The following is a 6,149-nucleotide window of genomic DNA, read 5'->3' as shown; positions in this document are numbered from 1 at the left end:
TTCTTCGTGCGTGATTTTATCATACTGATAGAGTTTCCAGCACTCTTGGTTGATGGGCACGTATTTTTCTATAAACAATTTTATTTCAACTGATGGATGATTATTCTTGAAAATAGTATCAAATGTAATTTCAGAATTTTTATCAAAATCCCAAAGTGTATGATCTAAATCAAAAAAAACATCGGTTATTTTATTTTTAAACATGCAATCATTTTTAAATCCAAAAAGCAAATTTAGAGTATTTATTAAAATATTCCTTTATCATTAAAACTAAAAAAATCTGTTTCTGTTATTATTATGTGATCTAACACTGGAACGTTTAGTTGATTGCCAGCAATTTTTAATTGTTTTGTAACATTTTTATCACAATCGCTTGGTTCTAATTTTCCCGAAGGATGATTGTGAGTTAAAATAATAGCAGTTGCATTTTGCTCAAAAGCAGTTTTAAAAATCATTCTAACATCTACAACAGTTCCAGTAATTCCACCTTTGCTCAATTGTGCTTTATATATAACTCTATTTGAATTATTAAGATACAAAACCCAAAATTCTTCATGATAAAGTTCGCCAATTATTGGTTGCATAATTTCAAAAACCGCTTTGCTAGAAGTGATTTTTATAAACTCAACTGCATCTTCAACTCTTCTTCTTCTTCCAAGTTCTAGAGCTGCTACAATTGAAATAGCTTTTGCTTCACCAATACCTTTAAATGCGGTAAGTTGAAGAATTGATAATTTTCCTAGTTGATTTAAGTTGTTATTAGTAGATGCTAGAATTCGTTGACACAATTGCACTGCGCTTTCATTTCGAGAACCAGAACCTATTAATATAGCAAGTAATTCAGAATCAGATAAGGTAGATTTACCTTTTAGTAGAAATTTTTCGCGAGGACGATCATCCTCTGCCCATTGGTTTATTGGTGTATACATAAATTATTTTGGCGTTTAGAACTGCAAATTAAATTATTTTTTTAACGAGTTCAAAATAAAATGGTTATAATTTTCGTTTATTATTAAAACTTATTGTTTGTAACAAAAAAAAATAAATTAATAACCATGAAATTATTAATACTTCCAACAAGCTTTCTAATTTTATTTTTAAACTGTAAAAAAGTAGAAGATTTTTCTTTGCTAGAGAATAAAAACCCAACTTCGTTTCAAGAAAAATTATCCAATGCAGCCATTTCAATTGTTGATTCATCTGTAGAATATGATCCAAGTTATATTAGTATAAAATATCCGAATGGTGATGTTCCAAAAAACAAAGGAGTTTGTACTGATGTTATTATTCGTGCTTATAGAAAATTAAATATTGATTTGCAAAAAGAAGTTCACGAAGATTTAAAAGCCAATTTCTCTAAATATCTAAACCTAAAAAAATGGGGTTTAAAAAAACCCGACACTAATATCGACCATAGAAGAGTTCCTAATCTTGAAATATTTTTTACTCGAAAAGGAGAAAAACTAGTTGTTACTAAAAATCCAAATGATTATAAAACTGGCGAAATAGTAACTTGGATGATTGGAAAAAAATTGCCTCATATTGGAATTGTAACCAATAAAAAATCTGAAGATGGCAATCGTCCATTATTGGTTCATAATGTTGGTGGCGGTCAAGTTCTAGAAGATTGCCTATTTAATTATGATATAGTAGGTCACTATAAATATGGATATTAATTAAAATAAAATTTATATCTTGTAACACATTAATATATTTTTATACATATATAAATAATAACATTTAAAACAAATCCAAATGAAAAAACTATCCTTATTATTAAAAACAATTGTGGTTTCTCTAACTTTTTTCAGTGCGCAAGCTCAAAATGTAGATGATGTAGTAAACAAATACATTGAAACTATTGGTGGAAAAGAAAAATTAGAGGCAATAAAATCTGTAAAAATGGAAATGATTGCTAATTATCAAGGAATGGAAATTCCGGTAGAAGTTTGCACTGCCAAAGATGGAAAAATGTTAGTCAAAATTAATTTGATGGGTAAAGAAATGACTCAAGTTGCATTTGACGGAACTTCTGGTTGGTCTACAAATATGATGACCATGAAAGCAGAAAAAATGAATTCTGAAGATATTGAGAATATGAAGAATACTGCTTCCAACGATTTTCCAGATCCTTTTTTAAACTATAAATCTAAAGGTTATAAAGCAGAATATATTGCCAAAGAAACTAAAGAAGGTACAGAATGTCATAAAATAAAATTAACTAAGTTACCTCAAACTATTAATGGAGAAAAAGTTGATGATGTTTCTTTTTATTATTTTGATGTTGAAAACAACGTAATTGTATTAACCGAAACTGAAATTAAAGAAGGTCAAATGAAAGGTCAAATGGCTTCATCAACTGCAGGAAATTATCAAGAAGTTGAAGGTGTTTATTTTCCTTTTACAATTAGTCAATATGGTCAAGAAATGACTGTAAAGAAAATCACATTAAATCCTACAATTGATCCAAAAGCACTAGAGTTTAAAGCTGAGTAATTTTATTATGAAAAATATAAAATTTTTAGTTTTTTTAGGACTTTTCTCTTTTAGTGTTTTTGCTCAAGAAGACATTGTATTAAAAGGTAAAGAATTATTTGGTGATATAAAGGCAAGACAAATTGGTCCTGCAATTATGAGCGGAAGAATTTCAGACATTGCCCAACATCCAACTAACAATCAAATTATTTATATTGGAGCTGCTGGTGGTGGCGTTTGGAAAAGTGGTGATGGTGGTGCAAGTTTTTCATCAATGTTTGATAAACACAATCAATCAATTGGTTGTATTACTGTAGATCCAAACAATCCTGACAATGTAATTTGGGTTGGAACTGGCGAAACCTGGACACGTAATAGTGTTTCTGCTGGCGATGGAATTTATAAATCTACAGATGGAGGATTAAACTGGACAAACATGGGTTTACCAAAATCGGATAGAATTTCTTCTATAATTGTTGACCCGAGAAATTCTGAGACTATTTGGGTTGGTGTTCTTGGTGCACTTTGGGGTGAAAATGATGAAAGAGGAATATATAACTCTAAAGATGGCGGAAAAACTTGGACAAAAATATATGGAATTGATTCGAATACTGGATGTTCAGATTTAGTAATAGATCCCAAAAATCCTGATGTTATGTATGCCAGTTTTTGGGAATTTAGAAGAACCGCTTGGTCTTTTAGTTCTGGCGGAATTAATTCATGCTTACTTAAAACAATTGATGGCGGAAAAACTTGGAATAAAATTCATACTGGTTATCCAACAGGAAAACTAGGAAGAATAGCAATTGCAGTTGCACCATCTAATTCTGAAATTCTATATAGTGTTTTAGAATGTGAAAAAGATGCTGAAAAAGGAATGTATAAATCTACAGATGCTGGAAAAAGCTGGAAACATTTAAATAGTGATTTTGCATTAGTGGTTAGACCATTTTATTTTTCTAGAATTGTTGTAGATCCAAAAAATGCTGATATAGTTTATAAAGGTGGTTTAAGCGGTTCTATTAGTCGTGATGGTGGTGTTACTTTTAAAGATTTAGGCAGTATGCACTCTGATATTCATGATATTGCAATAGATTTAAACGATTCAAAGAGAATTTATTGCGCTACTGATGGAGGATTTTATAGAAGCTGGAATGGTGGTTCGACGTTAGAAAAAACTACAAATCTTCCTTTATCTCAATTTTATCACATTACCATGGATGATGCTGAACCCTATAATATTTATGGTGGTTTGCAAGACAATGGTTCTTGGTTTGGACCAAGTAAAAGTGATGGCGGAATTGAAGCTCGCGATTGGGAAAGCGTTGGTGCTGGTGATGGTTTTAGAGTTTTAAAACATCCAACAAAAAAAATTGTTTATAGTGAAATGCAAGGTGCAGAAAATATTTGGCGTTATAATTTAGATACCAAAGAGCTAAAAACAATTCAACCTCTTCAAGAAAAAGGCGTTGTTAAACTTCGGTTTAATTGGAATACACCAATAGTTACAGGAATTCACAATCCAGACAGAATTTATGCAGGAAGTCAATTTGTTCACGTTTCTGACGATATGGGTGCAACCTGGAAAATAATTTCTCCAGATTTAACTACTAATAATCCATTAAAATTAAATCAAGAAAACTCTGGAGGTTTATCTAAAGATAATTCTGGCGCCGAAAATCATTGCACTTTGTTTACAATTGCAGAATCTCCCAAAGACAAAAATGTTATTTGGGTTGGTACCGATGATGGAAACGTTCAAGTTACACAAGATGCAGGAAAAACTTGGAGCAATGTTACTGCAAATATTAAAGGATTACCAATAAACACTTGGTGTTATCATATTGAATCTAGTAATTTTAATTCAGGAAGTGCTTATGCAATTTTTGATGGTCATACCAAAAATGATTATCAAGCTTATGTCTACAAAACAAACGATTTTGGAAAAACTTGGAATTCAATTATTACTAAAGATATTGACGGATTTTCTAGAACTCTTCAAGAAGATTATGTAAACGAAAATTTATTATTTCTTGGTACAGAAAAAGGATTGTATATAACTATTGATGGCGGAAAAAACTGGTCGAAATTTGAAAATGAAATGCCGTCTGCATCAGTTTTTCATATTGATTTACATAAAAAAACTAACGATTTAGTGATGGCTACTCATGGTAGAGGAATTATTATTCTAGACGACATTAGTGTTTTAAGACAAGTTACTCAAGATGTTGTAAAAAAAGACGTTCATTTCTTTGAAACAAAAGCTTATCCTAAATTAGAAAATTCAAGTTTTGGCGGTACATCATCTGAATTAGAATTTGTAGGTTCAAACCCAAACAGTGCTGCTCAAATTATTTATTATTTAAAAAAGAGAAATACTTTTGGTAAAATGGAATTAGAGGTTCAAGATGCTACAGGAAAAAGAGTTGTAAAACTTCCTGCAGCTAATCAAAAAGGAATTAATATTGTAACTTGGGGTTTTAATGAAAAAGGTCCAAAAACGGCACAAGGAAAAACTATTGATTACAGTGGTTTTTCAACTCCAATGGTTCCAGCCGGAAAATACAAAGCCGTTTTAACTAAAGGTAAAGAAACCTATACACATGATTTTGATGTAATTAATGATCCAAAAAGTGTTATTATGCAATCTTCTCGAGATGAACAATACAAGACTTCTCATGTTTTGTTTGATAAAGTACAAGAACTTGCTTATACTGTTTATCAAATTGATGAAATGATTAAAGTTTCTGATGAATTAAGCTTAAAAGTTCCTGCTTTAAAGAAATCTAATTCTAAAATTTCTAACGAACTTAATGCTTTAAAAAACACAATGGTTGTTACAACTGGTGATAATTATGTTGGTTCAGCAGAAAAACAATTAAGAGAAAAACTTGGCGCAATATATTCTTCTGTTGCATCACAATATGACGCACCTTCGCCTTCGCAAAAAGCAAATATTGAAAGCGTTATGGAATTATTTAATACTGCAAAATCAAAATTTGAAACTTTAAAATCAAGTTATTTAGGTAAATTGACTGATGCAACAACTAAAAACGGAATTCCGTTTAAACTAAAAACAATTGAAGAATTTCTTGAAAATTAATTTCATTTTATATTACAAGCTAAAAAGACCAATTTTATAGGAGTTGGTCTTTTTTTTTTATTATTTATTTTCTATAAAATAGTATATTGCATCTAAATCTTTATCAGTAAGTTCAATAAAAGAAGGCATTAAACCCCAATTTTGATTTTTTATTTCAACAGCAATTTTATCTTCTTTTTCAAACATTCCATATGAATCTTTTGTATAATCATAAAGCCATTTTTTTTCACGCTTTTTAGTTATTCCTCCCAAAGCTGGAGCCGTTGCCTTTTTTTTCATATCTATAGAATGACATGATAAGCAGTTTTTTTCAAATAATTTCTTTCCATTTTTATATTTTACATCTTGAATTACTAAATACTTTCTACTTTCTTTTTGAAAATAAAAAGACAAACTTAATATAAAAACAAGAAAAAATATTTTCATGAAATTATTTCATTAATTGTTTTACTTCATCAAAATTCAATCCGCCGTAATTCCCAGAGCTCATTAATAGCAATGCAGAATTATCAAAATTTTGAGCGAATAAGAAATTCTTAAAATCGGCTGGATTGGTATAAATAATTAAATC

Annotated in this window: 5 protein-coding genes and 2 pseudogenes; 3 read left to right on the top strand and 4 right to left on the bottom strand. The window is 29.8% G+C overall.

Annotation, left to right across the window (positions count from 1 at the left end; all coding sequences use genetic code 11):
• Both ACH2BO_RS11760 and radC read right to left on the bottom strand, forming a co-directional pair.
• Nucleotides 1-204, bottom strand: a pseudogene (locus tag ACH2BO_RS11760) (noncanonical pyrimidine nucleotidase, YjjG family); the annotation flags it as partial.
• 41 nt (nt 205-245) lie between these two features.
• Nucleotides 246-929: a DNA repair protein RadC gene (radC, locus tag ACH2BO_RS11755; RefSeq protein WP_395044928.1), complete on the bottom strand. Its 684-nt coding sequence runs from the start codon at nt 927-929 to the stop codon at nt 246-248.
• Nucleotides 930-1,055: 126 nt separating this feature from the next.
• On the opposite strand from radC, the gene ACH2BO_RS11750 reads away from it, so the two are divergent.
• The 3 genes from ACH2BO_RS11750 (at nt 1,056) to ACH2BO_RS11740 (ending at nt 5,578) form a co-directional block, all read left to right on the top strand.
• Nucleotides 1,056-1,676, top strand: a complete 621-nt coding sequence (locus ACH2BO_RS11750) for a DUF1287 domain-containing protein (protein WP_395044927.1) — start codon at nt 1,056-1,058, stop codon at nt 1,674-1,676.
• Between the two features lie 79 nt (nt 1,677-1,755).
• Complete coding sequence (locus ACH2BO_RS11745; protein ID WP_395044926.1) at nt 1,756-2,496, top strand: outer membrane lipoprotein-sorting protein; 741 nt, start codon at nt 1,756-1,758, stop codon at nt 2,494-2,496.
• A gap of 7 nt (nt 2,497-2,503) precedes the next feature.
• Entirely contained in the window at nt 2,504-5,578 is a 3,075-nt protein-coding gene (locus ACH2BO_RS11740; RefSeq protein WP_395044925.1) for a WD40/YVTN/BNR-like repeat-containing protein, read from the top strand.
• 60 nt (nt 5,579-5,638) lie between these two features.
• Here ACH2BO_RS11740 and ACH2BO_RS11735 read toward each other — a convergent pair whose 3' ends face one another.
• Nucleotides 5,639-6,004 carry a c-type cytochrome gene (locus ACH2BO_RS11735; protein WP_395044924.1) on the bottom strand — a complete coding sequence of 122 codons (366 nt, stop codon included), beginning with the start codon at nt 6,002-6,004 and terminating at the stop codon, nt 5,639-5,641.
• Nucleotides 6,005-6,008: 4 nt separating this feature from the next.
• Nucleotides 6,009-6,149: pseudogene (locus ACH2BO_RS11730) on the bottom strand (peptidoglycan synthetase); the annotation flags it as partial.

The sequence above is a fragment of the Flavobacterium sp. genome, from assembly GCF_043773265.1.
GTDB lineage: Bacteria > Bacteroidota > Bacteroidia > Flavobacteriales > Flavobacteriaceae > Flavobacterium.
This window is presented reverse-complemented; position numbering and strand designations above follow the sequence as displayed.